The following is a 26,926-nucleotide window of genomic DNA, read 5'->3' as shown; positions in this document are numbered from 1 at the left end:
GAAATCCTAGGGTCTGGGCGCGGGGCCGGTGGACTGACCGATGATGAGTTCGGCCTCGAGCAGGATCTGGCGCGCGGCGGTCGCCTCGCCGGCGATCATCGCCAGCAGCATCTCGGCGGCGCGGCGCCCGGCCTCGCGCACCGAGGAGCGGGTGGCGGTGTAGATCGGCAGGTCGTCGCCGTTGCGCAGATAGGACAGGTCGTCGTCATGGATGATGACCGAGACGTCGCGGCCAAGGCGCAGGCCGCGTTCCTCGACTGCGCGGCGCACGCCCATGCCCGACAGGATCGAGGCGGCGAGAAAGGCGGTGGGCGGGTCCGGCGCGTCGAGCATGCGCGTCGCGGCCTGGTGGCCGCGCACCTCGGTCATCTGGTCGGAGAACATCAGCGCGGGGTCGGGCGCGATGCCGCGCGCGGCCAGCGCCTCTTCGTAGCCGCCCTTGCGGCGGACGGCGAAATCCATGAACTCGAGCCCGTTGATCAGGGCGATGCGGCGGTGTCCGAGGTCGAGCAGGAAGTCGGTGGCGCGGCGGAAGGCGCGGCGGTTGTTCACATCGACCCAAGCATAGGGCAGGGCCGAGCCGGTGGCGCGGCCGTGGATGACGAAGGGCGTGCCGATCTCGGTCAGCAGCGGGATGCGCGGATCGTCAAGGCGCGGGGCATGGACGATCAGCCCGTCGACGGCGCCGCGTGCGCTGAGTTCGCGGTAGGTGGTTTCCTCGGCCTCGTCGGCGACGACCGACAGCAGCATGTCATAGCCGGAGCGCGAATAGACCTCGCCCGCGCCGGCGATGAAATCGGCAAAGATCGGGTTCACCACCTCGTGCCGGGTCGCCAGCGGGATCACATGGCCGATCGCCATCGAGCGGCCGGTGGCCAGCCGGATCGCGCGGGTGTTCGGGCGGTAGTTGTGCCGCCGCGCGGCGGCCAGCACCCGCTCGCGCGTGGCCTCGTTCACCTCGGGATATCCGTTCAGCGCGCGGCTGACGGTGGTCGGAGACAGCCCGAGCTTTTCGGCGAGTTCCTTGAGGTTCATGCGGGGCGGCCGGGCATTCTGGGTTCAAAGCGATTTGAGGCGTGGCGAAGTCTAATCATCGCAACCGCGTGCCGTCAAAGCGAAAGCCGCCGACCGCATGCCGAAAAGTGACCCCGCCCCGGCGTGTTCGCACTTGCAGAATAACGGTTTTCGGAGACCCCGCCGACCGCGTGACGATTGACTTGAGGCGGGTCATCGGCAACTGTGGCGTATCCAAAGCGGTTTGACCTTGATTCTGACCCTTGGGCTAAAACGGTGCGCCGCAGTGCGCGCGTCTCGGGAGGACGACAATGAGATCCGGATTTTATGCAAGCGCGGCGGCGCTTGCCCTGCTGGCCGGTCCGGCCATGGCGCAGAATCTGAAGTTCCCCGTCGGTGAGGGTGGCTTCAACTGGCAGAGCTTTGCCGATTTCGATGCGGCCCACAACCTTGAGGGGCAGACGCTGACGATCTTCGGGCCGTGGCGCGGCGAGGACCAGGTTCTGGTCGAGTCGGTGCTGGCCTATTTCTCGGCGGCGACGGGCGTGACGGTGAACTATTCGTCGTCCGAGAACTACGAGCAGCAGATCGTGATCGACACCCAGGCGGGCAGCCCGCCGGACATCGCCGTGCTGCCGCAGCCCGGCCTGATCGGCGACCTGGCATCGAAGGGCCTGATCGTGCCGCTGGGTGCGGAAACCGAGGCCTGGCTGGCCGAGAACTACGCCGCCGGTGCAAGCTGGGTGGGGCTGGGCACCTACAACGGCCGCGACGGCACCCCGGCGCTTTATGCCTTTCCCTACAAGATCGACGTGAAGTCGCTGGTCTGGTACGTGCCCGAGAACTTCGAGGACGCGGGCTATGAAGTGCCCACGACCATGGAGGAGCTGAAAGCACTGACCGACCAGATCGTCGCCGACGGCGGCACGCCCTGGTGCATCGGCCTGGGCTCGGGCGGTGCGACGGGCTGGCCCGCGACCGACTGGGTCGAAGACATGATGCTGCGCACGCAGCCGCCCGAGGTCTATGACCAGTGGGTTTCGAACGCCCTTCCGTTCGACGCGCCCGAGGTCGTCGCCGCGATCGAGGAGTTCGGGTATTTCGCGCGGAACGACGCCTATGTGGCGGGCGGTGCGGGTGCGGTGGCCGCGACCGATTTCCGTGACAGCCCCAAGGGCATGTTCGCCTCGCCCCCGGCCTGCTACATGCACCGGCAGGCGTCGTTCATCCCGTCGTTCTTCCCGGACGGGACGGTCGTGGGGCAGGATGCCGACTTCTTCTACTTCCCCGCCTATGAGGGCAAGGACCTGGGCCAGCCGGTGCTGGGCGCGGGCACGCTGGCCTTCATCACCAAGGACGGTGAGGCGGCGCGGGCCTTCATCGAGTTCCTGAAGACCCCGATCGCGCATGAGGTGTGGATGGCGCAGTCGGGCTTCCTGACGCCGTTCAAGGGCGCCAACCCCGACACCTACGGCAGCCCGACGCTGAAGAAGCTGGGCGAGATCCTGCTGAACGCCACGACCTTCCGGTTCGACGGATCCGACCTGATGCCGGGTGCCGTGGGCGCGGGCAGCTTCTGGACCGGGATGGTGGACTACACCGGCGGCAAGGATGCGGCGGCGGTGGCGGCCGGCATCCAGGCGTCCTGGCCCAAGTGATGCGGCACATCTGATCCGCCCGAGGGCGTGACGACAGGGGCGGGCCTTCGGGCCCGCACCCCAGGCCAAGGCAGCCGTTCGGGGAGGGACGCATGCATCCGGCATTACAGGCGGTCATCACCATCGTCATCGGCGTGGGCGGCTGCGTCGGCTATTTCTTCCTGTCGAACCTCGTGCTCGACAAGGTGCTGTATCCCGCCAAGGGGCCGGATGCCGGGCACAACATCAACCGCGCCAACCAGATACGCCCCTGGCTGTTCCTGTTTCCGGCGCTGGTCGCGCTGGGCCTCTACCTGGCCTATCCGGTCTTTGCGACCTTCTGGCTGTCGCTGCACCGCGAGGTGGGGGGCGACCGGACGTTCGTCGGCTTTGCCAACTATGTGCAGATGTCGGGCGAGGCGAAATTCTGGGAATCGATGCGCAACAACATGCTGTGGCTGGTCGTGGTTCCCGCGCTGTCCACCGCATTCGGCCTGCTGGCGGCACAGCTGACCGACCGGCTTCGCTGGGGCAACTTTGCCAAGGCGATGATCTTCATGCCGATGGCGATTTCCTTCGTCGGCGCCTCGGTGATCTGGAAGCTGATCTATGACACCCGCCCCCTGGGGCAGGAGCAGATCGGCATCCTGAACGCGATCTATCTGGCGCTGGGCGGGTCCGAGCCGCAGAACTGGCTGCAGATCCCGTTCTGGAACAACTTCTTCCTGATGGCGGTGCTGGTCTGGATCCAGGCCGGGTTCGCCATGGTCATCCTGTCGGCGGCGCTGCGCGCCATTCCCGAGGAGACGATCGAGGCGGCCATCATCGACGGCGCCGGTCCGTTCCAGATCTTCTTCAAGATCAAGGTGCCGCAGATCATGGGGACGGTGGTGGTGGTCTGGACCACGATCACCATCACGGTGCTGAAGGTGTTCGACATCGTGCTGGCCATGACCAACGGCCAGTGGGAGACGCAGGTTCTGGCCAACTACATGTACGACAAGTTCTTCCGGGCCTTCGACGTGGGCACCGGTTCGGCGGCGGCGATGGTCATCATGCTTCTGGTGATGCCGATCCTCGTCTGGAACGTGCACAACGCACGCAAGGAAATGCGGTAGGGGGGCCCGGGCCATGGACAATATCGCCGGACAGAAGGCGGGCCTGACCTGGGCCGTGCAGATCTCGGCGGCCCTGCTGGTGATCCTGTGGGTGCTGCCGACCTTCGGCCTGCTGGTGTCGTCGTTCCGCACCGGCGACCAGATCTCGACGAGCGGATGGTGGCGGTCGCTTTCGACGCAGGAAAGCCAGTTGTCGCCGATCCGCGTCGAGGGGCCGGAGGTCGAGCGCGACGGGGTCTTCGTGATCGAGGGCAACCTGTTCCGCGCGGCGGGTGCCACGATCAGCGCCTGGGGGACCAACGTGAACCGGCCGACCGAGTTCGCGCCCGGCGCGACCGCCACGCTGAATGACGGGCTGACGCTGACCTTGCAGGCCGACGGGGCCTATGTGCTGACCTCGCCCGTGACGACCGAGGGCACGCGCCTGCCGCGCGTGTTCGCCACCGCCTCGACCCCGCCCGAGTTCACCACGCAGAACTACGGCACGGTGCTGTTCAGCCCGCTGGCCGGGCAGAGCGTGGGGCAGGCGTTCCTGAACACGCTGACGGTGGCGATCCCGGCCACGGTCATTCCGATCCTCGTCGCGGCCTTCGCGGCCTATGCGCTGGCCTGGATGGATTTTCCGGGGCGCGCGCTGCTGATTGCCGCGATCGTCGGGCTGCTGGTGGTGCCGCTGCAACTGGCGCTGATCCCGCTGTTGCAGTTCCACAATGCCATCGGCATCGGGAAGGGGTATCTGGGCATCTGGCTGGCGCACACCGGGTTCGGGCTGCCGCTGGCGATCTATCTTCTGCGCAACTACATGGTCGGCCTGCCGCGCGACATCATCGAGAGCGCGCGGGTGGACGGGGCGACCGAGTTCCAGATCTTCACCAAGATCATCCTGCCCCTGTCGTTCCCCGCGCTGGCGAGCTTTGCCATCTTCCAGTTCCTGTGGACGTGGAACGACCTGCTGGTGGCGCTGGTGTTCCTGGGCACCGGCAACGACCAGCAGGTGCTGACCGGCAACCTCGTGAACCTGCTGGGATCGCGGGGCGGCGACTGGGAGATCCTGGCGACTTCGGCCTTCGTGAGCATTGCGGTGCCGCTGCTGGTGTTCTTCTCGATGCAGCGCTTCCTGGTGCGCGGGCTTCTGGCGGGTTCGGTGAAGTGAGCGCGATGGAGAAGCTGAAGGGCAGCGTGCTGGCCATGGACCCCGACTGGTGGCGGGGGGCGGTGATCTATCAGATCTATCCGCGCAGCTATCAGGATTCGAACGGCGACGGGATCGGCGATCTGGCCGGGATCGTGGAGCGGCTGGACCATATCGCGGGGCTGGGTGCCGACGCGATCTGGATCAGCCCGTTCTTCACCAGCCCGATGAAGGACTTCGGCTATGACGTCAGCGACTACTGCGACGTCGATCCGATGTTCGGAACGCTGGCCGATTTCGATGCGGTGATGGCGCGGGCGCATGAGCTGGGCCTGCGGGTGATGATCGACCTGGTGCTGTCGCATACCTCGGACCAGCATCCCTGGTTCGTCGAAAGCCGGAAGGACCGGACGAACCCCAAGGCCGATTGGTTCGTCTGGGCCGATCCGAAGCCCGACGGCACGCCGCCGAACAACTGGCTGTCGGTGTTCGGCGGGTCGGCCTGGGCCTGGGACGGGCGGCGCCGGCAATACTACCTGCACAACTTCCTGGCGTCGCAGCCCGACCTGAATTTCCACCACGCGCCGGTGCAGGAGGCGCTGCTGGACGTGGTGCGGTTCTGGCTGGCGCGGGGGGTCGACGGGTTCCGGCTGGACACCATCAACTTCTACATCGCGGACAAGTACCTGCGCGACAACCCGTCGCTGCCGCCCGAACTGCGCAACGATTCCATCGCGCCCTCGGTCAACCCCTACAATCACCAGCTGCACCTGTTTTCCAAGAACCAGCCGGAGAACCTGGAATTCCTGCGGAAGTTCCGCGCGGTCCTGAACCCCCATGGCGCCGCTGCCGTGGGCGAGGTGGGTGACGCGCAGCGCGGCCTCGAGATCATGGCGGAGTATACCAGCGGCGGCGACAAGGTGCAGATGTGCTATCCGTTCGAGATGCTGCAGCCCAAGCGGCTGACGGCGGCGGGCCTGGCGCAGACCTTCGCGCGGATGGACGCGGCGGCGCCGGATGCCTGGCCCTGCTGGGCCTATTCCAACCACGACGTGATCCGCCACATCACGCGCTGGAACCTGTCGGATGCGGCGGCGCGGACCTATACCGCGCTGATGGTCTGCCTGCGCGGGTCGCTGTGCCTGTATCAGGGCGAGGAACTGGGCCTGCCCGAGGCCGAGCTCGACCTGTCCGAGTTGCAGGACCCCTACGGGATCGAGTTCTGGCCCGAGTTCAAGGGCCGCGACGGGTGCCGCACGCCGATGGTGTGGGTGACCGATAACGCGGCCGCCGGGTTCACCACCGGCCAGCCCTGGCTGCCGGTCAAGGCGCCGCACCGTCCGCTGTCGGTGGCGGCGCAGGCGGCCGACCCGGGATCGCTGCTGAACCACTACCGCGCGGCGCTTGCCTTCCGGCGCGCGCATGGCGTGCTGCGGCAGGGCGAGATGACGCTGCCGCAGGCGGCCGGCGACCTTGTGACGTTCCGCCGGAGCGGCGACGAGACGATCCTCTGCGCCTTCAACCTCGGGGAGGGGACGGTCGCCTTCGACCGGCCTGCGGGGAACTGGGTGCCGGTGGGCGAGACAATGGGGGCCGTGCCGGCAACGGACGGGCGGCTTGGGCCGTGGCAGTATTGCCTGCTGCGCAACGGATAGGGGAGGAACAGCCATGGCCGATCTGAAACTGGTCGATGTGGAAAAAGCCTATGGCGAGGTGAAGGTTCTGAAGAACATCAACCTCGACATCCGGACGGGCGAGCTGATCGTGTTCGTGGGGCCGTCGGGCTGCGGAAAATCGACGCTTCTGCGGATGATCGCGGGGCTGGAGCGGATTACCGGGGGCGAGTTCACCATCGACGGCGTGCGGATGAACGACGTGCCGCCGGCGCAGCGCGGCATCGCCATGGTGTTCCAGTCCTACGCGCTTTACCCGCACATGACGGTGCGGGCGAACATGGAGTTCGCGCTGAAGCTGGCCAAGAAGACCCCCGAAGAGATCAAGGCGGCGGTGGACCGGGCAGCCAAGGTGCTGCAGCTGACGCCCTATCTGGACCGCCTGCCCAAGGCGCTGTCGGGCGGGCAGCGGCAGCGGGTGGCGATCGGGCGGTCGATCGTGCGCGACCCGAAGGTCTATCTGTTCGACGAACCCCTGTCGAACCTGGATGCGGCGCTGCGGGTGGCGACGCGGATCGAGATCGCGCAGCTGAAGGAGTCGATGCCGAACTCGACGATGATCTATGTCACCCATGACCAGGTCGAGGCGATGACGCTGGCCAGCCGGATCGTGGTGCTGGCGGGGGGCGGGATCAGCCAGGTGGGCAGCCCCCTGGAACTGTACGAGCGGCCGCAGAACGAATTCGTGGCGCAGTTCATCGGGTCGCCCTCGATGAACCTGATGCCGGGCGAGGTGACGGAGACCGGCGCGATGACGACGGTGCGGCTGGCCAATGGCGGAACCGCGCGGTCGTCCGTGGCGACGCTGCAGTCGGACATGGGGATGAAGGTGAACATCGGGGTGCGTCCCGAGGACTTGCTGGCCACCGATGGCGAGGCGCTGTTCTCGGGCGAGGTGGAGATCACCGAGGCGCTTGGCGAGGTGACGCTGCTGTATTTCCGGCGGCAGGGCGAGGCGGCGCAGGTGGTGGCCAAGCTGCCGGGCATCCATCCGGGGCTGCGCCACCAGACCGTCCGCCTGTCGGCGGACCCGTCGAAGGTGCATCTGTTCCACGCGGGCAAGTCGCTGCTGTACCGCTAGGCGCCGCGCGCGCGGTCAGCGCCGGGCGCGCGCGTCGAAGACGAAGCCCAGAAGGTTCAGCAGGATCTGCGCCGCCAGGATCGCGGTGGACCCCGTCGGGTCATAGTCGGGCGCGACCTCGACCAGGTCGATGCCTGCCACGTCATGCGCGCGGGCCGCGGCCTGCAGGATTTCCAGCACCTCGTAGTACAGGAAACCGCCGTGCGAGGGCGTGCCGGTGCCAGGCGCGATCGAGGGGCAGAAGCCGTCGATGTCGATGGTGATGTAGAGCCGCGCGCCAGGCGGGATGCGGGCGATGGTGTCGGCCACGCCCAGCTTGCGCACCTGGCGCACCGACAGGATGTCGTCGCCCATGGCGCGGGCGGCCTGATAGCCTTCGAGCGTGGTGGAACTGACATTGCGGATGCCAAGCGCGGTGATGCCCGTCACATGGTCCTGCTCGGCGGCGCGGCGCATCGGGTTGCCGTGGCCGTGGCGCACCCCGTGGCGGACATCGACGAAATCCAGATGCGCGTCGATCTGCAGGATGTGGATGGGCCCGCGACCCGCGAAGGCGCGGATGCAGGGGATGTTCACCGAATGGTCGCCGCCGATGACCACGGGCAGCGCGCCCGCGTCCAGGATGGCGCGGACGCCGGTCTCGATGTTGGCGTGGCTGGTCTCGGTATCGGTGTGGACGATGTCGGCATCGCCGATGTCGACGATCCGCACGTCGGGGCCGAGATAGGTACGGTCATCCTCGTGGTCATAGGCCCCGGCATGGCCGAAGGAGAACAGGGTCGAGGCCTCGCGCACCGCGCGGGGGCCGAACCTTGCCCCGGCGCGGAACTGCGTGCCGAAGTCGAACGGTGCCCCCAGGATCGCGGCATCGGCCCGGATGGCACGCCAGTCCTCGACATAGGGCCGCTTGCCGAAGGTGGGGATGCCGACGAACGGCAGGTTCAGCCGCCCGGTGTCGTAGCCATGTCCGGTCATCCGGTCCTCCGCTGGGTGCGCGGCGCAGGATGCGAGGCGGAACACCGCTTGGCAAGGCCCGGCGGGGCGGGGCAGAGTGGCACGAAACAGGAGGCGGATGTGGCAGTCACGGTCACCGACGAGATGGTGCGGGCCTATCAGCAGGACGGGGCCGTCCTGGTCCGGGGGCTCTGGGCGGAGGAGGTGGAGGCGTTGCGCGCGGGCGTCGCCCGCAACATGGCCAGCCCGACGCAGCAGATGGCGACGCTGAAGCCCGGGGAGCCGGGGTCGTTCTTTGACGACTACTGCAACTGGAGCCGGATTCCGGAATTCGAGCGGGTGATCCGCGACAGCGCGGTGGCCGAGGTGGCGGCACGGCTGATGGGGTCCCGGCGGGTGCAACTGTTCCACGATCATGTCCTGGTCAAGGAACCCGGAACCACCAAGCCCACGCCCTGGCACACCGACGGACCCTATTACTTTGTCGCCGGGCGGCAGACCGTCAGCTTCTGGTCGCCGCTGGACCCGGTGCGCGAGGCCAGCCTGCGCTGTGTCGCGGGCAGCCACCTGTGGGAGCGCGACGTGCTGCCGACCCGCTGGATGGCCGAGACGAATTTCTACCCCGGCGAGCATGACTACATGCCGGTGCCGGACCCCGAGGCAGAGGGGATGCGCATCCTGGAATGGGAGATGGAGCCGGGTGACGCCGTGGCCTTCAATTTCCGCACGCTGCACGGGGCGCGCGGCAACACCACCACGAACCGCCGCCGGGCGTTCTCGCTGCGGCTGGTCGGCGATGACGCGCGCTATGTCGAGCGGCCCGGCCCGACCTCGCCGCCCTTTCCCGGCCACGGGATGCAGCCGGGCCAGCGGCTGCGCGACGACTGGTTCCCGGTGCTGCGGGGGTAGCGGCCCGATGGGCCGGATGCCGGATCAGGGCGGGGACGAGGGCGGCAATGCGCCGCCTGTGCGCCGTGGCCGGGCGGGCGTAGCGGTGGCCGGACCCAGCGGAGCCATGCCATGACGCGCCCCCCGATCTTTCCGCCACCGCAGTTCCCTCCGGTGCGGCTGCCCGCCTTCGCGCGGATGCCGCCTGCGGTGTTCCCGGCGATCATGGGCCTGTTCGGGCTGGGACTGGCGCTGCGCCGGGTGGATGCGGCGGGGGCATTCGCCGACCTGCTGCTGGGGGCGGTGTCGGCGCTGTGGCTGTTCGCCGCCGGCGGCTATGTGGTCAAGGTGATGCGCCGCCCGGGCGTGGTGGCCGAGGACCTGCGCATCCTGCCCGGGCGCGCCGGGCTGGCGGCGGGGTCGCTGGGCTGCCTGCTGATGGCGGCCGCGATGGTGCCGCTTGCGCCCGGGCTGGCGCGGGGCCTGCTGTTCGGCGGGCTGGTGCTGCACGGGCTGGTGGCGGCGCTGATCCTGCGGGCGATCCTGGCGGGCCCGGCCGAGGCGCGGGGGGTGACGCCCGCATGGCATCTGGCCTTTGTGGGTTTCATCATCGGCGGGTTGTCGGCCGCGCCGCTGGGCCATGCCGCGCTGGCAGAGGTGCTGCTGTGGGCCATGCTCGCGGTGGCCGGGACGATCTGGGCAGCAAGCCTGTGGCAACTGGCAACCCGCGTGCCGCCGGGGCCGCTGCGGCCGCTGCTGGCCATTCACCTGGCCCCGGCCAGCCTGCTGGGCCTGGTGGCGGCGGGGCTGGGGATGGAGGGCATCGCGGCGGTCTTTGCCGGGATCGGCGCCGCGATTCTGCTGGCACTGGTCGCTGCCGCCCGGTGGATCACCGTGGCGGGGTTCAGCCCGCTGTGGGCGGCCTTCACCTTTCCGCTGGCGGCCTGGGCGGGGCTGGCGCTGGCGGTGGGCTGGACGGTTCCGGGCCTTGCCGCGCTGATCGCGGCATTCGGCATCGTGCCCTGGATCGCGGCCCGGGTGCTGCAGATGTGGGTTCGCGGCACGCTGGCCGCAAAGACCAACGCGGCGACGGCCTGAGCCGCCTCGATCAACCCGCGATCTGTGCCACGAAGGCCCGGGCGAGCGTCAGCCCGGCGGCATCGGCCGCAGCACCCTCGGCCAGGGCGCGGGCGGGCATGTCGGCACGGAAGGCCGGGTCAAGCCGGTCGACCGCCTGCGGAAAGCGGCGAGCCCAGTCGGCCACCACGGCGCGGCTGGCCTCGAAATGGAACTGCGTGGCCCAGGCGCGCGGACCGGCGCGGAACGCCTGCACGGCGGCGGCGGGCGAGCCTGCCAGATGGACGCAGCCCGGGGGCAGGGTGAAGGTATCGGAATGCCACTGGAAGATCGGGAACCGGTCGGGCAGGGACGAGAGCAGCGGGTCGTCGGCCCCTGTCCGCGTGACGTCGCACCAGCCGAACTCGGGCGCGGCGCCCAGGATGTTGGTGGCCCCCATGCCGCGCGCCAGCACCTGCGCGCCGAGGCAGATGCCCAGCACCGGCAGGCCGGCCCGCGCTGTCCGCGCCATCAGCGCGGCGAGTGCGGGCAGATAGGGATGCGCCGCATCGTCCATCGCCGACTGTTCGCCGCCGAACACGATCAGCGCATCGACGGTTTCGGGAAGCGGCTGGCCCAGGAACGGGCGATGGATGTCGATCAGCGCGCCCGCCTCGTGCAGGGCAACCCCGACCTGGCCGTGATGGGTGACGGCGGTGTTCTCGACGATGGTGACGCGCATGGATTCCCCGGCAGTCTGGCGGTCCTGAACAGCATGGCGGCACGCGCCGCGCAAGCCCCGCGCTCTTGCCTTTCCGCGACCCGCGTGAAAAGGGGAAGCGCCAATCGAACCCGGCTCCGGAGGGACCCATGGAGATTCGCGAGGCACTGACATTCGACGACGTGCTGCTGGTGCCTGCCGCCTCGTCGGTCCTGCCGTCCGAGGCCGACACCTCGACCTTCGTGACGCGCCGCATCCGCATGAACATTCCGCTGCTGTCCAGTGCCATGGACACGGTGACCGAGGGGCGCATGGCCATCGCCATGGCCCAGGCCGGGGGAATCGGGGTGATCCACCGCAACCTCGACCCCGAGGCGCAGGCGCGTGAGGTGCGGCGGGTGAAGCGCTTCGAAAGCGGTGTGGTCTACAGCCCGGTGACGCTGACCCCCGACCAGACGCTGGCCGATGCCAAGGCCCTGATGGAACGCTATTCGATCACAGGGTTCCCGGTGGTTCGGGATGGCAGGGTGGTGGGCATCGTCACCAACCGCGACATGCGCTTTGCCACATCCGACGACACGCCGGTGCGTGTGATGATGACGGCCGACAACCTTGCGATCCTGCGCGAACCGGTCGACCGAGCCGAGGCGATCTCGCTCATGAAGGCGCGGCGGATCGAGAAGCTGCTGGTGACAGATGCGGATGGGCGGCTGACCGGTCTGCTGACGCTGAAGGATACCGAGAAATCGGTGCTGAACCCCCATGCCTGCAAGGACGATCTGGGGCGGCTGCGGGTGGCGGCGGCGTCCACCGTGGGCGATGCGGGGTATGAGCGCAGCCAGGCGCTGATCGAGGCGGGGGTCGACCTTGTGGTGATCGACACGGCGCATGGCCATTCCGAGGGCGTGGCGCGCGCGGTCGAGCGGATCAAGCGGCTGTCGAACGAGGTGCAGGTCGTCGCGGGCAATGTGGCGACGGCCGAGGCGACGCGGGCGCTGATCGGTGCGGGGGCCGATGCGGTGAAGGTGGGCATCGGGCCGGGCAGCATCTGCACCACCCGCATCGTTGCGGGCGTGGGCGTGCCGCAGCTGACGGCGATCATGGATGCGGCGGGCGCGGCGGGCGACGTGCCGGTGATCGCGGATGGCGGCATCAAGTATTCCGGCGACTTCGCCAAGGCGATCGCCGCCGGGGCATCCTGCGCCATGGTGGGGTCGGCCATCGCGGGCACGGACGAAAGCCCCGGCGAGGTGATCCTGTACCAGGGGCGCAGCTTCAAGTCGTATCGCGGGATGGGGTCGCTGGGCGCCATGGCGCGGGGTTCGGCCGACCGCTATTTCCAGAAGGACGCGGCGTCCGACAAGCTGGTGCCTGAGGGGATCGAGGGGCAGGTGCCCTACAAGGGCGCGGTGGCGGCGGTGCTGCACCAGATGGTGGGCGGCCTGCGCGCTGCGATGGGCTATACGGGCAACGCCACCGTGGCCGCGATGCGCCGCAACTGCCGCTTCGTCAGGATCACCGGGGCGGGGCTGAAGGAAAGCCATGTGCATGACGTGCAGATCACCCGGGAAAGCCCGAACTACCGTCTGGGCTAGGCCCGGTGCCGCCCCTGCCGGGTGGGACGGGATAGCCACGAAATATCAGGCGACTGCGGCCACACCCTCATGTTCCGCATGAGGTTCGCATGACCCCCGCTGCCCGGATCGCCGCCGCCATCGGCGTGCTGGATCGCTGGCTGTCCGGAACCCCGGCCGAGCAGGCGCTGACAAACTGGGCGCGCGGCAGCCGGTTCGCCGGGGCCGGGGACCGGCAGGCGGTGCGTGACCTGGTGTTCGATGGCATCCGCTGCCGCCTCTCCTTCGCGCACATGGGCGGGGCCGGGACGGGGCGTGGCCTGATGATCGGGCTCTTGCGGGCGCGCGGGGACGACCCCGACAGCCTGTTCACCGGCGAGGGCCACGCCCCGGCGCCGCTCTTGCCGGCCGAGCGCGGCACGGCGGCGGACATGCCGGATCTGGTCGCGCTGGATTGTCCCGACTGGATCGCGCCCGCGTTGCGCGACAGTCTGGGCGACCGCTTTGCCCCGGTCATGCAGGCGCTGCGCAGCCGCGCGCCGATGTTCCTGCGGGTCAACACGGCCCGCATCACGCGCACGGCGGCGGCCGCGCGGCTGGCCGATGAGGGCATCGCCACCGAGCCGCATGCGCTGGCCGAGACCGCGCTGCGGGTGATCTCGGGCGGGCGCGGGGTGCAGCGTTGCACCGTCTTTGCCGAGGGGCTGGTCGAGGTGCAGGATGCGGCGTCGCAGGCCGTGGTCGAGACGCTGCCGGTCGCGGCGGGGGACCGGGTGCTGGACCTCTGCGCGGGGGGCGGTGGCAAGGCGCTGGCGCTGGCGGCGCGCGGGGCGCGGGTGACGGCGCATGACGCCAATGCCGGCCGGATGCGCGATCTGCCCGGGCGCGCGGCCAGGGCCGGTGCCCGCATCGACCTGTCGGACCGGCCCGAGGCGGTTGCGCCCTTCGATCTGGTGCTGGCCGACGTGCCCTGCTCCGGCTCGGGTGCGTGGCGCCGGTCGCCCGAGGAGAAGTGGCGGCTGACGGCAGGGGCGCTGGCGGACCTTGTGGCCCTTCAGGCGGCGATCCTGGATCGCGCGGCGGGGCTGGTGCGGCCGGGCGGATCGCTGGCCTATGCCACCTGTTCGCTGCTGAGGGCCGAGAACGATGCCCAGGCGCGCGGCTTTGCGGCGCGCCACCCCGGGTTCCGGCCGCAAATGTCGCGGCACTGGACGCCGCTGGACGGTGGCGACGGATTTTTTGTGGCGATTTTCGAGCGAGCGACCTAGCTTTCCATCAATCGCAGGATGTATCCCTTGTGCGGTTAAGCCGCGCTTAAGGATTCTGCCCCCGGTATGGGCGCATGCGAATCTGAAGGGGGCGGGCTTGGCCAGATCTCTTGCGCGAACCAGGGATGTCATCGCCACGGCGCGCGATCTGTCGCCGCGCGTCTGGATCCTCATCGGCGGCGCCTTCCTGTGCCTGGTGCTGGCGCTGTTCGCGCCCGACCGGGTGACGCAGCTGTCGGCGGTGGTGGCGGGCGTGACCTTCTCTGCGCTCGTCCTGGTGATCCGCGGGCTGGTGGCGGCGGCGGGCCTGTCGGAACGGCTGGCCGAGGCGCGGCTGGGCACGCTGGTGGGCCAGGATGCGACACCCTGCTTCACCACCAATGACATCGGCCAGATCGGATTCCAGAACCAGGCCGCGCGCGACCGTTTCCGCGCCGATGGCGGCGCCACGCTGGTGGCGACGCTGGGCGATCACTTTGCCAGCCCCGCCTCGGTCCTGTTCCGGCTGCAGAGCCGCGCGTCGAACCTGGGCTCGGCGCGCGAGGATGTGGTCACGCGGAGGGGCCACATGCGCCTGTCGGTGCATCGCATCGCGCCGCGCCGGTTTCTCTGGCGGATCGAGGAGTTCACCGAACGCGGCGCCAGCGGCCGGGGGGCCGAGACGCTGAGCCTGCCGATGCTGGTGGCGAACAAGGCCGGCGTTGTCCTGTTCTCGAACGAATCGATGCGCCGCCTGCTGGGGCAGCGTCCCAAGCGGCTGGACCGGGTGTTCCTGACGCCCGTCCTGCACCCGGGCGAAGAGGTGCAGGTGGCAGGCGTGGACGGCCCCGTGCGCGCCTTCCTGGCCGAAATCGAGGGACCGGGAGAGCGGCGCGAGATCTATCTGCTTCCCGTCGCCGACCGGCCCGAGGATACGCGCGTCCTCACCGACTTCGAGAATGTGCCGGTGGCGCTGGCACGGTTCCGCCCGGACGGCGAGTTGCTTGCGGCGAACCGCGCCGCGCGCGAGATCCTGGGGCTGGAGCCGGGCGCGCAGGCCCGGTTCCAGGAACTGTTCGAGGGGTTGGGGCGGTCGCTGTCGGACTGGCTGGACGATGTGGTCAGCGAAAGGCTGCCGCATTCCGCCGAGGTGCTGCGCCGCCACCGCGACGCCGGCGAGAGCTTCCTTCAGATCGCGCTGCGCCGGATGGTCGAGCAGGGGCGGCCCTGCGTGCTGGCAGTGATCCAGGACGCGACCGCGCTGAAGACGCTCGAGGCACAGTTCGTGCAGAGCCAGAAGATGCAGGCGATCGGCCAGCTGGCGGGCGGGATCGCGCATGACTTCAACAACCTGCTGACCGCGATTTCGGGCCATTGCGACCTGCTGCTGCTGCGTCACACGGCGACCGACCCGGATTTCGCCGATCTGGTGCAGATCCACCAGAACGCCAATCGCGCCGCGGGGCTGGTGGGGCAGCTGCTTGCCTTCTCACGCAAGCAGACGCTGAAGCCCGAGCGGGTGGACCTTGAAGAGGCGCTTTCGGATCTCGTGCATCTGCTGAACCGGCTTGTCGGCGAACGCGTGAAGCTGCGGTTCTCGCATTCGCCCGGACTGGGCGCGATCCGCGCCGACCGCAGGCAGTTCGAACAGGTGCTGATGAACCTTGTGGTCAACGCCCGTGATGCCATGCCCGACGGCGGCACCATCCGCATCGAGACCGGCGCGCTGTCGCTGGCCGAGCCCCAGCATCGCGGGCGGGCCTTCATGCCGGCGGGCGACTATGCGGTGATCCGCGTGATCGACAGCGGAACCGGCATTCCCGCCGACCGGCTGGACAAGATATTCGAGCCGTTCTTCACCACGAAAGGCGTGGGCGAAGGCACCGGTCTCGGCCTGTCCACGGTCTACGGCATCGTCAAGCAATCGGGCGGCTTCGTCTTCGTGACTTCGGAAACCGGGCAGGGCAGCACCTTCGAGGTGTGCTTCCCGATGCATGACGGCCAGCCGGAACCGGAACCGGCGCCGATGGACCCCGGCCTGTCGACGGCGACGGTCCGGTCCACCGGCATGGACGGTGGCGTGGCGGAGCGGCTTGCCGGGGCTGCACCGCGCGCCGGCCGGCAGGGCGAGGGCGTCGTGCTGCTGGTCGAGGACGAGGCGCCGGTGCGGGCCTTCGCCTCGCGTGCCCTGCGGTTGCGCGGCTACACGGTGATCGAGGCCGAGAACGCGGAGGAAGCGCTGAACGCACTTGCCGATCCCGCGCTGGAAGTGGACGTGTTCGTGACCGATGTGGTGATGCCTGGCATGGACGGCCCGTCCTGGGTGCGCGAGGCGCTGCGCGACCGGCCCGGGGTGCGTGTGGTGTTCGTGTCGGGCTATGCCGAGGACAGCCTGACCGAGGGACGCCACCACATCCCGAACGCGGTATTCCTGCCAAAGCCGTTCTCGCTCAATGACCTGGCCGCCACTGTGCAGGGGCAGATCCTGCACTAGGCGTTCGATCCGGCGGCTCGAGGGGGCGGTTCTTTCCCGGGCATGGGCGGAACCGTTCCGGGACGGGTTCGTCATGCGCGCGCGTCGATCGAAGGGGCACGTCCCCATCGGTTCGCGCCCGCTGGCGAGGGCACGCTGCCAGAGCGCACGGACCTGCGCCCCGGAACGTCGCGCGCCGCGAGGTCGGGTCTTGCCAGCCTGAAGGGGCAGCCGATGCGTGCGACAGAGCCGATTGAACCTGAGATCTGCTCATGTTGAGATGGTCAGCGTTCCCTCACGTCCAGACCCAGTCAGTCCGAGACTTCGTGCGCTTTCGGGTTCCGATCACTTCTTGAAGCCGATCGACAAGGCGAAGGCATAGCTGCCGTCAATCAATTCCTCTGGTGCAGCCGGGAAACGCCCGGCGCGCTCGACGGCCCTGAGTGCCGCTTGGTCGAGGACGGCACGTCCGGACGAACGCGAGACGCTCACGCTGATGAGGCGCCCGTCGCGCCCGACTACCAGTGAAAGCGCCACCTTGCCGTCGGCCCCATCGGCCTTGGCCGGATATTCCTTCCGTCGTTCGATGCGGGCGCGGATCCTGGCGCCCCAGCTTGCTTTCAGGTCGTTCACCTTCGATTGCGAAAGCGTTGCAGCTTCGGCATTTCCCCCGGTGCCAGCAGCGTCGTTCTTGCCCTTGCCAGCGGCGGTCTCGGCCTTGCGGCTTTCGCTTGGCGCCCGGGGTGCCTGGTGGGCAGGCGGTGCCGCCTCGGAAGCCGGCTTTCTGTCCGCGCGACGTTCCGGGTTCTGCGCCTCTGGAGGGTCTGGTTCCGGCAAGTGGCCATCCGCGGCCTTTGCTGTCGTATTCTGCGGCGTCTCGGGCAGTGGATCCGCAGACGGCGGAGCGGCATCAGCCAGGGGCGGGGGAGGCAGAACGTTCTCTGGTGCCCTGTCGGGCTCTGCCACTGCAGCCGATTGCGGCAGTTCGGGTCGGGCGAGCAGGGGGGGTAATGACCTCAGCACCGGTTCTGGAAGGATCGGCGGGCGTTCTTCGGGCGCCGGTTCAGGGACTGCGAGCCTTGGGGCCTGCGCCATGACATCGGGCGGTGGCGCGGGCCTGGTCCAATCCGGGACCAGTTCCACAATCATGGCCTGTGTTTGCCGCGCGGCCTGTGCCGACACAAGATCCCCGCCATCCGCCCCGTCCGACACGGCCCCGGGAACGGCGACAAGAAGGAAACTCAGCGGGGCAAGGTGCAGGGCAAGCGACAGCACCATCGGAAGCCGCTGCGCCCGGTCCGGTCGGTCTTGCGCAGGGCTGGTCGACCGCAGGGCAATGAGGTCGTCTGTTCTGACGCGCTGCCCGTCGTCCCGTGGGACCAGAACCGGCGCGACGGTCGCAGGAATCGGGCCCCGCGCACTTCCAAGCCGGACCCGGTGCGGGCTCACCGCCTCAATGTCCCGGCTTCTCGGTCTCCGCATCGGGGTCTTCCTCGGCGATGGCGTCGTAGGCATGGCTCCAGGCCGCAAGCAGGGGGCTGTCGCCGTGCAGCCTGCGCCATTGCCGCAAGCCGTTGCGCAGGCCCGCCCGGCCGGTGCGGCTGGCGGGGGCGGCATGTCCGTCGGGGCCTTGCGCCTGGGCGAGGGCCGTCCAGACAGCCGCCTTTGCCTGACAATAGGCCGTGGGCCCCCAGGCATTCAGAAGACTCTGGAACCGGTCAAAGGCGGCACGGTCCAGATCACGGTCTTCGCCCATGCGGCCGATGACCGGATTGCCCGGGTGGAAGTTCGCGCAAGGCACCCAACCCTCCGGGATCGGCGCATTGGCGGAATGGGTGCGGCCCGCCCGCAAGAGCTTTGGCAGGACATGGGTATGCGGACCCTCGGGCGAAACGCCGCCCGTGTCCGGCCCGCCGATCTTCTGGTAGACCTCCACACGGCCAAGACGGGTCAGTGCCACCCGATGCGGATGCGCCTTCAGGATCGCCATCATCGCCGGGTTGTCATGGTCGAACAGCGAGCGTCCGGCATTGGCGCGCAAGGTGGCCAGAAGGTCCGGATCGGCGGTGCGGATGCAGAAATCGACCTGCGGCTGGGCCAGCCCCATGTCGAACAGGATCGCGCCGCGGTCAGCCTCGCGCAGGGCGTCATGGTCCGGGCCAAGGTCGGTCAGGACGGTGCGGCGATGCATCATCGTCTGGGCCTCGGGCAGGCACAGCGCCACGGCCTGCGACCAGCGATGCGGGCGCGGGCTGAGGAGTTCGTAGGCCACCGGGCGCACGCCGTCCAGCCGCGCGATCTGCACGCCGCCCCGGGCGGTGATCTGGATGCCGGGTCTGACCACCGGCGGTGGCACTTCATCGCCGACATGGTGAAACTCGGCGATGGCCCCGAAGGACCCCATGTTCCAGCCGGTCTCGGCATTGGTCAGGCCTTGGGCCACCACCGTTTCAAGATCAAGCGTCATCCAAAGCCTCCCGTTTCCTGCGGTCTTCGATCCAAGCCCGCGCCCCGTCCAGCGTGGCGCGGTAGACGGCGGCACCAAGCGCCTCACCAACAGCGGTGTGCAGGCCGGCGTGATCGGCCTCGCCCGGCAGGGAGGCAATCGCCAGGCAATCAGTGCCGGTGCCTGTCGCCCGGCCCGTCGGCAGCTGGAACCCTGCGTCGATCACAGCTGCCGTGCGCGCCTCGGCCGCGATGCTGAGGGCCTCGATCAGCCCGGCCTGCGACAGGCCAATGTCAAGCATGGCGGCGATGTTGATGGTTCCCCAATTCGCTTGGCTGCGGTCCAGCCGGTGACCCACCCGTTCGGCATTCGACAGGCCGACCGTGGCCACGCAGGCGGCACGGACCCCTTCAACCACTGCATCCGTTCGGGTGAACTGCCGCACATCGCGCGAGGTCAGGAACGCGACCGCCTGATCGAACCGACGCCCGGCAAGTTCGGCCATCAGCCATTGGCGCGCATCGCGCCCCTCGGGCAGGTCGGCATTGCGCACCTCGCGCCAGACGATCTGGCTGGCCTCCACAAAGCCGGGCCGGTTCAGCGCCCAACTCAGGACCTGCATCCTTTGGCCCAGGTCGACCGTCAGCCAGGGCCTTGCCTCGGTGACGGTGATCATTCCAGCACCTCAAGCGGCTGGAACACCGGCCCCTGCGGCGTCGCCGCGACATAGGCCGTGATCGCAAAGCTTTCGCGCAGCCGGTCGGGCGACAGAACCTGCAACGGCGGGCCATCGGCCACGATCCGGCCCCGGTCCAGCACGACCAGTCGCGTGCAATGCCGCACGGCAAGACCCAGATCGTGCAATGAGACGACGACCGCCCGCCCCTCGGCCGCAAGCTCGGCGAAGATGCGCATGGTCGAGATCTGGTGTGCGGGGTCAAGGCCCGCAATCGGCTCGTCCGCCATCAGGATCGGCGTCTCTTGCGCCAGCGCGCGGGCGATCAGCGCGCGGGCCTGTTCGCCGCCAGAAAGTTCAGTCGCGGGGCGGTGGCGAAAGCCCTCCAGGTCCAGCCGCGCGATGGCGCGGTCCACCGCCCGCCGGTCGGCGTCACCAGGGCGCGCGGCGGGGCCAAGATGCGGCGTCCGGCCCAAGGCCACCAGCGTTTCCACCGACACCGGCCAGGCCACCTCTCGCGACTGCGGCATCCAGGCGACCTGCCGGGCGCGGGCGCGTGGCGACAGGGCGGCAAGCGAGGCGTGCCCCTCCAGCGGCAGCAGCCCCTGCATGGCGCGCATCAGCGTGGTCTTGCCTGCGCCATTGGCCCCGACCAGCCCGACCAGCTCACCACCCGCGACCGTCAGCCCGATGTCCTGCAACACCGGCTTGCCGTGACGGCGGACCGCCAGGTCCTTGACCGTGATCAGCGTCATGTCCCCCTCCGCGTGCGGTAGATCAGATGCAGGAAGAGGGGCGCGCCGATCAGTGCGGTCAGGACGCCCAGCTTCAGGTCGCGCGCAGGCAGCACGACCCGCACGGCGATGTCCGCCGCTAGCAGCATCACCGCCCCGCCCAGGGCCGACGCCCAGAGCAAGTGACCCGGCCGCCCGCCGACAAAGCCGCGCAGGACGTGTGGGACCACCAGGCCGATGAAGCCGATTGCCCCGGCCACAGCGGTCGAGGCACCGACGACCGCCGCCGTGCCGAAGATCAGCACCAGCCGCAGGCGGGTCATCCCGATCCCCATCGAGGCGGCCGCGTCCTCGCCCAGGGTCAGCGCATCAAGCCCCCGGCCCAGCGTGGCAAGTGCCAGCGACCCCACCACGATCAGCGGCAGCGCGATCCAGACATGGGTCATCGACCTGTCGGCCAGCGACCCCATCATCCAGAAGACAATCTCGTTCGCGGCGAAGGGGTTGGGCGACAGGTTCAGCACCAGCGAGGTCAGCGCCCCCGCAAGTGCCGAAATCGCGATCCCGGCCAGGATCAGAGTCAAAGACCCGCCGCGCGGTCCGGCCAAGGCCAGCACCAGCGCCACCCCGATGACGGCGCCGGCCAGGGCGGCGACGGGCAGGGCCAGCGTCGCCGTTCCGGCAATCCCGGTCTGGATCGCGATGACCGCTCCCAGCGCGGCAGACCCCGAGACCCCGATCAGGCCGGGATCGGCCAGGGGATTGCGCAGGTATCCCTGCATCGCCGCCCCGGCCAACCCCAGCGCCGCGCCGATGGCCAGCGCCAGAATCGCGCGCGGCAGGCGGATTTCGCGCATCACAAGGGTCATCGGCCCTTCGCCCCCTGCCAGCAGCGCGCGCAGGCTGTCGGTCGGGGCGATGTTGGCAGGTCCGATCAGAAGCGACCCGAGGAACAGAACTGCGACCAGCATCGCAAGGACAAGGGCAAGCCACCGCATGCTCACTCACCTTCCGTCAGTGTCTGGCGCAGCTTGCCCATCTCGGCCACCGCGCGCAGGACGTAAGGCGTGCCGCAGACCCAGTCGCGATCCGAGATCGCCCCCCGCGCGCGTTCGTCCTGACTGGCCAGAAGGGCCGGGTGGGACATCACTGCCTCGGATCGCGAGGCGCCCGGATGGGGGCGGCTGGTGATGATCGCCTCGGGTGTCAGCATGACCAGAAGCTCCAGCGGCAGGATCCCGCCACTGGCATAGCCCGCCTCGGCGGCCACGTTGGCGAACCCGGCCGCGCGCAGGATCTGCCCGGACAGGCTTTCGTCGCCCTGGGTATAGCCGTTCGCCGCATAGATCGCCGCGCGGGGGTTGCGGGCGACCTCGCCCCGGAACGCCGCAAGGTCCGCCTGATACTGGGCGACCATGGCCCTTGCCGCGTCGGACTGGCCGAGGACTTCGCCCATTCGCAGCATCTGCGGGGGGATCTCGTCCAGGCCATAGGCGGGCTCGAAAATCTCGACCCGGACGCCCAGATGCTGCAGCATCGACACCGTCGCGCGTGACGTGAAGGACCCGGCGATCACCAGATCGGGCTGCATGAGATAGATTTCCTCGGCCAGCCCCCGGTTTGGCGGATAGGCCTTGGCCTCGTCCGCCATCGCCGAGCCGCGCGGGTCGGACGCAAGATAGGACACCGACAGAAGCTGACCGGGCGCAGCCAGCAGCATGGCCAACTGGTCGGTGCAGAGGTTCATCGAGACCACCCGCAGCGGAGCCTCGGCGGCCAGGGGGGTGCCGTTCAGCACCCCCAGAAGTCCAAGGATTGCCAGCGGCCTAGAAGCGCGCATTGATCCCTACATAGACCGCGCGGCCCCGGGTGGCGTAGCCCCAGACATCGGTGGCCTCGCTGTCGAACAGGTTCTCGACCCGGCCGGTCAGGCGCAGGGTGTCTGTCAGATCATACGCGGCAGCGAGGTTGACCGTGGTGAAGGCCGGCAGCTTGACGGTGGCATAGCTGCCCCAGAACTGGGTGTCGAAATTTCCCGAGACATGCCGCAGATCGGCGGAAACCGAGCCGCGTCCGCCAAAGGCCGCCAATGTCGCGCCCAAGGTCAGCTCGTGGCGCGGGCGGCGGATCTCGACGCTTCCGTTGGGGTTCCTTGCGTCGATGTAGGTATAGGCCAGCCGCACCGACAGGTCATCGGTCACCTGCGCCTGACCCTGAACCTCGACCCCCTTCCGGTCGCTGTCCCCGGTCTGGTTGATGTAGCTGAAGGTGCCGGGCCCGGTGCTGACGGACGTGATCTCGTCCGTCAGGGCCTCGCGGAAGAGCGTGACATCCAGCGTGCCGCGGTCCCCGAAGATCGGGACCTCGACGCCGACGTCAAAGCTGCGGTTGCGTTCCGGTTGCAGGTTCGGGTTGCCGGTGAAGCCGGAGGCATTGGCGTAAAGCTCGAAATAGCTTGGGTTCACGACACCCGTCCCGGCCGAAGCGTGCAGGCGAACGCCGCTGTCCAGTGTGTAGGACAGGCCAAGGTTCCAGGTCGTCGCATCCTGGAAGACCGAGTTGTCGTCGAACCGAACCCCTGCCTGCAGGTCCAGCCCCCAGTCCAGGCTTCCCCGATACTCGACCGCAACCGAGGTCGCCTTGCGCCCATAGGCGGGATTGGAACTGCTGGAATCCTTGCGATGCTCCAGGAAGACGTTGAGGAGGTGGTCGGCCTCCTCGACGGTGCCGTCGATGCCGTAGCTGAGCCGGTACTTCAGCGCATTTGTCGTTGTCTCGGTCGGCGTCCCGCCGTTGAAGCTCTGGTCGTTGCGGGTCGTTTCGGCGGAAAGGCGATGTGTCAGCCGACCGCCAGGCGTGGACAGTTCGGCATAGGCCCCGAAGGTCAGTTCGTCACGGTCCGAGAACTGCGTCGGATCATCCACGACATAAGAGGCGGCGTCGGTCGCGACAAAGCTGGTGCTGTCATAGTCGTAGTCCTCTACCGACCGCCGCAGCGTGAACCCGAGCGTCAGAGTGTCGGTCACCAGATAGTCACCCGAAAGGATGGCGGTGGTCCGGTCGAGGCCATCCTTCTCGCCCCCGTCGCCGGACTGGTCGTATCCCCTGTCATCCGTCCGCGACAGCGACAGCGACACGCCCCCCCGTTCGTTGCGCCGCGCGATGAAGGCGGTGGCGATCGTGCCGCTTCCCACCTCAAGGCTGGCACGCGCGGTCGTACCGTCGCCCCCCTTCTTCGTGATGATGTTGATCACCCCGGCCGAGGCGTTCGAGCCATAGAACACCGACTGCGGGCCGCGCAGCACCTCGATCCGCTCGATGTTCGCGGTCTCGAGCCCGCTCAGGATGTATTCGCCCTCGCCACCGGCGGCGGCGATTCCATTGATCAGGATCAGCGTGTGGTTGGCCTCGCCGCCCCGGATGCGGACCTGCGTGAAACTGCTGCCCGAGCCGTTGACCGACACGCCTGGCAAGGCGCGCAGGGCATCCTGGACACTGGTGATGCCACGGTTTTCGATCTCTTCCGACGTGACCACACTGACAGCGCGGCCGTATCGTCCGGCCTGGATGGGCGAGAACCCGCCCGAGACGATGATGTCGTCCAGTGTGAACACCTCTTGCGCCTGACCAGGCACGGCAAGAAGGGCAAGCCCCGCAGCCGAGGCAAGGAATTGGAGTCGAGTCATGATATCCCCCACGAACGGCCCCGACGGGACCGCGATTTCAGAACAGATGTCAGTGAGGGATCAGGCCCCCGCAGACGGTGAAATCACCACGCGCGGAAGCTCCGCAGCCCGGAGCGCCCCTCGCGTCCGAACAGGGTGAACACCTTGGCAGGTCTCCTGACTTGCGGGTCATCGCTTCGCCGGACCTTCCCGCAACCCTTTGGGCCGCAGTGGCACTTCCCGGTTTCGCTCGCCGCCTACAGTTGCGGGGGCAGTTGTGGCTTCGGTGCCTGATGGCTACGCCTGACCACATTCCCTATTAACCATGCAGCGCACTGCACGGACCAAGATGCATAATGGTATCGCGACGGGCCGCCGGATGAAAAGCAGATTCTTGCTGCCCCGCCGCATCGTCATGCGTCGATGGTGACGCGGCCGATCGGGTTCGGGCAACAAGCAAGGATGAAGCCCGCAGCGATGTCGTCATCGCTGATGCCGCCGTTGTGCGCCATGTGGACCTCGCCTTCGGTCTTTTTCACCGTGCAGGTGCCACAGAGGCCGAAAGTGCAGCCCGAGGGGATGTTCAGGCCGGACCGTTTTGCCACTGCGAGGATCGTATCCGTCTGCGCGCAGGGCGCGGAAATGGCGCTGGCCGCAAAGGTGACAAGCGCGCCGGTATCCGCATCGGGCACCACATCGCCGTGAACCGGCGCTTCGGCCTCGGTCCGGACCGGGGCGCCAAGGCTTTCCTGATGGTAGCGCGCCATGTCGAGGCCCAGCGACGCGGTTGGCCAAATTATCCGGCCGCTCGCGGAAGATGATGTCCGACGGGCGGCGGGCGGCGTGGACAAAGACGATGTCCGGCATCTCGCCCGAATCCCAGGCCCAGGTCGTCATCGACATCATTCAATGAAGTCAAATGTGTATGGCGGACAGTGAGGGATTCGAACCCTCGAGACGGTTCCCCGCCTACACACTTTCCAGGCGTGCGCCTTCGACCACTCGGCCAACTGTCCGTCGCGCGTCGATACACGGGCGATGCGGGGGGCTGCAAGGGGTTTGCCGTCGGAAAACGGCGGGGGACTTCAGCACCGGGGCCGGGCGCGGGGGACCGGACCTGTCAGCGGACGACGGTCACGGCGGTGTCCTGCGTGTCGGCGCCGGTTGCTGCCTGTGGCATCCCTGCGCATGTCGCGAGCCGGCGCGCGCTGCGGCGGCAGGTTCGCCCTGGCCGTGCTGCGTGCGGGCTTGATCCGGAGGACGGGATCGGGTTCAGTCCCGTGCCATGACCGGAACGCCGCGCTACACCCCGCTTGTCGCCACGCTGCCCTCGACCGTGCCCTTTGTCGGGCCGGAGGCGCAGGAGCGGGCCAGGGGCGAGAGCTTCGTTGCCCGGCTCGGCGCGAACGAAAGCCTGTTCGGCCCATCCCCGCGGGCGGTGGCGGCGATGGCCGATGCGGCGGCCGAGGCCTGGATGTATGGCGATCCCGAGACGCATGACCTGCGCCATGCGATCGCGGCGCATCACGGGTTGACGCCTGCCCATGTCGTTGCGGGCGAGGGGATCGACGGGCTGCTGGGATATCTGGTGCGGCTGACCGTCGGGGCGGGCGATCCGGTGGTGACGTCGGACGGGGCCTACCCGACGTTCAACTTCCATGTCGCGGGGTTCGGCGGGGTGCTGCACCGTGTGCCCTATGCCGCCGACCACGAGGATCCCGGTGCCCTGCTGGATGCCGCGCGGCGGACCGGCGCGCGGCTGGTCTATCTGGCGAATCCGGACAATCCCATGGGGTCGCACCACCCCGGCCAGGTGATCGAGGAGATGATCGGGCGCCTGCCCGACGGAACGCTTCTGGTGCTGGATGAGGCCTATGTGGATCTCGCTCCCCCGGACACCACGCCGCGGGTCGACCCCGACGACCCAAGGGTCATCCGGATGCGCACCTTTTCCAAGGGCTACGGTCTGGCCGGGTTGCGGGTGGGCTATGCGCTGGCGGCGCCGGGGCTGATCGCGGCCTTCGACAAGGTGCGCAACCATTTCGGGCTCGGGCGCGTGGCCCAGGCCGGGGCACTGGCCGCGCTGCAGGACCAGGCGCATCTGGAGCGGGTGCGGTCGCAGGTGCATGCCGCACGCGCCCGGTTCGGCGCGGTTCTGCAGGCGAACGGACTTCGGCCCCTGCCGTCCGCCACGAACTTCGTCACCGCGGACACCGGGCGGGACGGGAGCTTTGCGCGACGCCTGCGCGATGCGCTCGTGTCGCAGGGGGTCTTCGTGCGGATGCCGTTCGTCGCGCCGCAGGATCGCTGCATCCGCGTGACACTCGGCACCGAAACGGAGTGTGCCGTGCTCGATCGGGTGCTGCCGCAGGCGCTGGCCCAGGCCGCGGCAGGCTAGCCGCGGCCGTTCGGGAAGGGCACGACGGGGCCGACGGGTGGCGCGGCCCCGGGTTCCGGCCGGGCGAGGGGAACCAGGACGGTGCGTTCCTCGGCCTCGTCCGGCACAAGGTCCGACATGTCGGTCATCGTCGGGGCAGCGGGGGGCGCGGCGGGCCGCGCCGTCGCCGCCGGTTGCACCACAGGGCGGCGGAATACCAGCATGTGATGGAAATGGGTTGCGGTGCCGGTCAGGCCGACACGTTCCTCGCAGGGCAGGGCGTCGGCGCGCAGGTATTCCCATCCGTCACGCGCCAGATCGTTCATCACATGCGCCAGCGCGACGCCGAAGCGTTCCGACACGGTTTTCGCGCCCTTCGTCTTCTCGCCCCGGCGCGGCGCGGGCACGACCCTGTATTCATAGTTCTGCATTGTCCGCCCGCTGCCCCTGTCGTTCAAGT

At 68.8% G+C, this 26,926-nt stretch carries 22 protein-coding genes, 1 tRNA gene, 1 pseudogene and 1 riboswitch; of the genes and pseudogenes, 11 read left to right on the top strand and 13 right to left on the bottom strand.

Annotated elements, in window-relative coordinates; translation table 11 throughout:
* Positions 1–6: 6 nt before the first annotated feature.
* A complete protein-coding gene (locus tag KF887_13620; GenBank protein QYK40453.1) occupies positions 7–1,035 on the bottom strand; it encodes a substrate-binding domain-containing protein in 1,029 nt (342 codons plus the stop codon).
* A 290-nt stretch (positions 1,036–1,325) separates the two neighbouring features.
* Here KF887_13620 and KF887_13615 point away from each other — a divergent pair, with 290 nt between their 5' ends.
* From KF887_13615 to ugpC, 5 genes are all read left to right on the top strand, one after another.
* Positions 1,326–2,672, top strand: a complete 1,347-nt coding sequence (locus KF887_13615; GenBank protein ID QYK40452.1) for a carbohydrate ABC transporter substrate-binding protein — start codon at positions 1,326–1,328, stop codon at positions 2,670–2,672.
* A gap of 92 nt (positions 2,673–2,764) precedes the next feature.
* The gene (locus tag KF887_13610; protein ID QYK40451.1) at positions 2,765–3,769 is read left to right on the top strand and encodes a sugar ABC transporter permease; all 1,005 of its coding nucleotides are present in this window, start codon (positions 2,765–2,767) and stop codon (positions 3,767–3,769) included.
* Between the two features lie 13 nt (positions 3,770–3,782).
* The gene (locus KF887_13605; protein QYK40450.1) at positions 3,783–4,922 is read left to right on the top strand and encodes a carbohydrate ABC transporter permease; all 1,140 of its coding nucleotides are present in this window, start codon (positions 3,783–3,785) and stop codon (positions 4,920–4,922) included.
* Positions 4,923–4,927: 5 nt separating this feature from the next.
* On the top strand, positions 4,928–6,556 hold the full coding sequence (locus tag KF887_13600) for a DUF3459 domain-containing protein (protein QYK40449.1): 1,629 nt from the start codon (positions 4,928–4,930) through the stop codon (positions 6,554–6,556).
* 13 nt (positions 6,557–6,569) lie between these two features.
* Complete coding sequence (gene ugpC, locus KF887_13595; GenBank protein QYK40448.1) at positions 6,570–7,655, top strand: sn-glycerol-3-phosphate ABC transporter ATP-binding protein UgpC; 1,086 nt, start codon at positions 6,570–6,572, stop codon at positions 7,653–7,655.
* A 15-nt stretch (positions 7,656–7,670) separates the two neighbouring features.
* On the opposite strand, the gene speB is transcribed toward ugpC, so the two are convergent.
* A complete protein-coding gene (speB, locus tag KF887_13590) occupies positions 7,671–8,630 on the bottom strand; it encodes an agmatinase (GenBank protein QYK40447.1) in 960 nt (319 codons plus the stop codon).
* A 123-nt stretch (positions 8,631–8,753) separates the two neighbouring features.
* Between speB and KF887_13585 the strand changes: the two genes are divergently transcribed.
* Both KF887_13585 and KF887_13580 read left to right on the top strand, forming a co-directional pair.
* Complete coding sequence (locus KF887_13585) at positions 8,754–9,518, top strand: phytanoyl-CoA dioxygenase family protein (protein ID QYK43577.1); 765 nt, start codon at positions 8,754–8,756, stop codon at positions 9,516–9,518.
* 111 nt (positions 9,519–9,629) lie between these two features.
* On the top strand, positions 9,630–10,595 hold the full coding sequence (locus KF887_13580) for a tellurium resistance protein (GenBank protein ID QYK40446.1): 966 nt from the start codon (positions 9,630–9,632) through the stop codon (positions 10,593–10,595).
* A 10-nt stretch (positions 10,596–10,605) separates the two neighbouring features.
* On the opposite strand, the gene KF887_13575 is transcribed toward KF887_13580, so the two are convergent.
* On the bottom strand, positions 10,606–11,295 hold the full coding sequence (locus KF887_13575; protein QYK40445.1) for a type 1 glutamine amidotransferase: 690 nt from the start codon (positions 11,293–11,295) through the stop codon (positions 10,606–10,608).
* 128 nt (positions 11,296–11,423) lie between these two features.
* Here KF887_13575 and guaB point away from each other — a divergent pair, with 128 nt between their 5' ends.
* From guaB to KF887_13560, 3 genes are all read left to right on the top strand, one after another.
* Complete coding sequence (gene guaB, locus KF887_13570) at positions 11,424–12,869, top strand: IMP dehydrogenase (protein ID QYK40444.1); 1,446 nt, start codon at positions 11,424–11,426, stop codon at positions 12,867–12,869.
* An 89-nt stretch (positions 12,870–12,958) separates the two neighbouring features.
* Positions 12,959–14,116, top strand: a complete 1,158-nt coding sequence (locus tag KF887_13565) for an RsmB/NOP family class I SAM-dependent RNA methyltransferase (protein ID QYK40443.1) — start codon at positions 12,959–12,961, stop codon at positions 14,114–14,116.
* Between the two features lie 97 nt (positions 14,117–14,213).
* Positions 14,214–16,589, top strand: coding sequence for a response regulator (locus tag KF887_13560; protein ID QYK43678.1), 2,376 nt, complete (start codon positions 14,214–14,216; stop codon positions 16,587–16,589).
* A 324-nt stretch (positions 16,590–16,913) separates the two neighbouring features.
* Here KF887_13560 and KF887_13555 read toward each other — a convergent pair whose 3' ends face one another.
* From KF887_13555 to KF887_13515, 9 genes and pseudogenes are all read right to left on the bottom strand, one after another.
* The gene (locus KF887_13555) at positions 16,914–17,846 is read right to left on the bottom strand and encodes a TonB family protein (GenBank protein QYK40442.1); all 933 of its coding nucleotides are present in this window, start codon (positions 17,844–17,846) and stop codon (positions 16,914–16,916) included.
* Between the two features lie 175 nt (positions 17,847–18,021).
* A complete protein-coding gene (locus tag KF887_13550; GenBank protein ID QYK40441.1) occupies positions 18,022–19,035 on the bottom strand; it encodes a hypothetical protein in 1,014 nt (337 codons plus the stop codon).
* Positions 19,025–19,690 carry an adenosylcobinamide amidohydrolase gene (locus tag KF887_13545; protein QYK40440.1) on the bottom strand — a complete coding sequence of 222 codons (666 nt, stop codon included), beginning with the start codon at positions 19,688–19,690 and terminating at the stop codon, positions 19,025–19,027. Before KF887_13545 ends, KF887_13550 begins: the two co-directional genes overlap by 11 nt.
* Positions 19,687–20,445: an ABC transporter ATP-binding protein gene (locus KF887_13540; protein QYK40439.1), complete on the bottom strand. Its 759-nt coding sequence runs from the start codon at positions 20,443–20,445 to the stop codon at positions 19,687–19,689. The genes KF887_13545 and KF887_13540 overlap by 4 nt, the downstream gene beginning before the upstream one ends.
* Entirely contained in the window at positions 20,442–21,422 is a 981-nt protein-coding gene (locus KF887_13535; GenBank protein ID QYK40438.1) for an iron ABC transporter permease, read from the bottom strand. Before KF887_13535 ends, KF887_13540 begins: the two co-directional genes overlap by 4 nt.
* A gap of 2 nt (positions 21,423–21,424) precedes the next feature.
* On the bottom strand, positions 21,425–22,264 hold the full coding sequence (locus tag KF887_13530) for an ABC transporter substrate-binding protein (protein ID QYK40437.1): 840 nt from the start codon (positions 22,262–22,264) through the stop codon (positions 21,425–21,427).
* On the bottom strand, positions 22,251–24,110 hold the full coding sequence (locus KF887_13525; GenBank protein ID QYK40436.1) for a TonB-dependent receptor: 1,860 nt from the start codon (positions 24,108–24,110) through the stop codon (positions 22,251–22,253). Before KF887_13525 ends, KF887_13530 begins: the two co-directional genes overlap by 14 nt.
* Before the next feature lie 128 nt (positions 24,111–24,238).
* A riboswitch (cobalamin riboswitch) is annotated at positions 24,239–24,453 on the bottom strand.
* 49 nt (positions 24,454–24,502) lie between these two features.
* A pseudogene (locus KF887_13520) lies at positions 24,503–24,995 on the bottom strand (2Fe-2S iron-sulfur cluster binding domain-containing protein).
* Positions 24,996–25,015: 20 nt separating this feature from the next.
* A tRNA-Ser gene (locus tag KF887_13515) sits at positions 25,016–25,105 on the bottom strand.
* Positions 25,106–25,374: 269 nt separating this feature from the next.
* Between KF887_13515 and KF887_13510 the strand changes: the two genes are divergently transcribed.
* Positions 25,375–26,487 carry a pyridoxal phosphate-dependent aminotransferase gene (locus KF887_13510; GenBank protein QYK40435.1) on the top strand — a complete coding sequence of 371 codons (1,113 nt, stop codon included), beginning with the start codon at positions 25,375–25,377 and terminating at the stop codon, positions 26,485–26,487.
* Here KF887_13510 and KF887_13505 read toward each other — a convergent pair.
* The gene (locus tag KF887_13505; protein QYK40434.1) at positions 26,484–26,897 is read right to left on the bottom strand and encodes a DUF4177 domain-containing protein; all 414 of its coding nucleotides are present in this window, start codon (positions 26,895–26,897) and stop codon (positions 26,484–26,486) included. The genes KF887_13510 and KF887_13505 overlap by 4 nt on opposite strands.
* Positions 26,898–26,926 lie beyond the last annotated feature (29 nt).

It is taken from the genome of Paracoccaceae bacterium (genome assembly GCA_019454225.1).
In the GTDB taxonomy this organism is placed as follows: Bacteria; Pseudomonadota; Alphaproteobacteria; order Rhodobacterales; family Rhodobacteraceae.
Note: the sequence above shows the minus strand (reverse complement) of the source record. Positions and strands in the feature narration are given on the sequence as shown.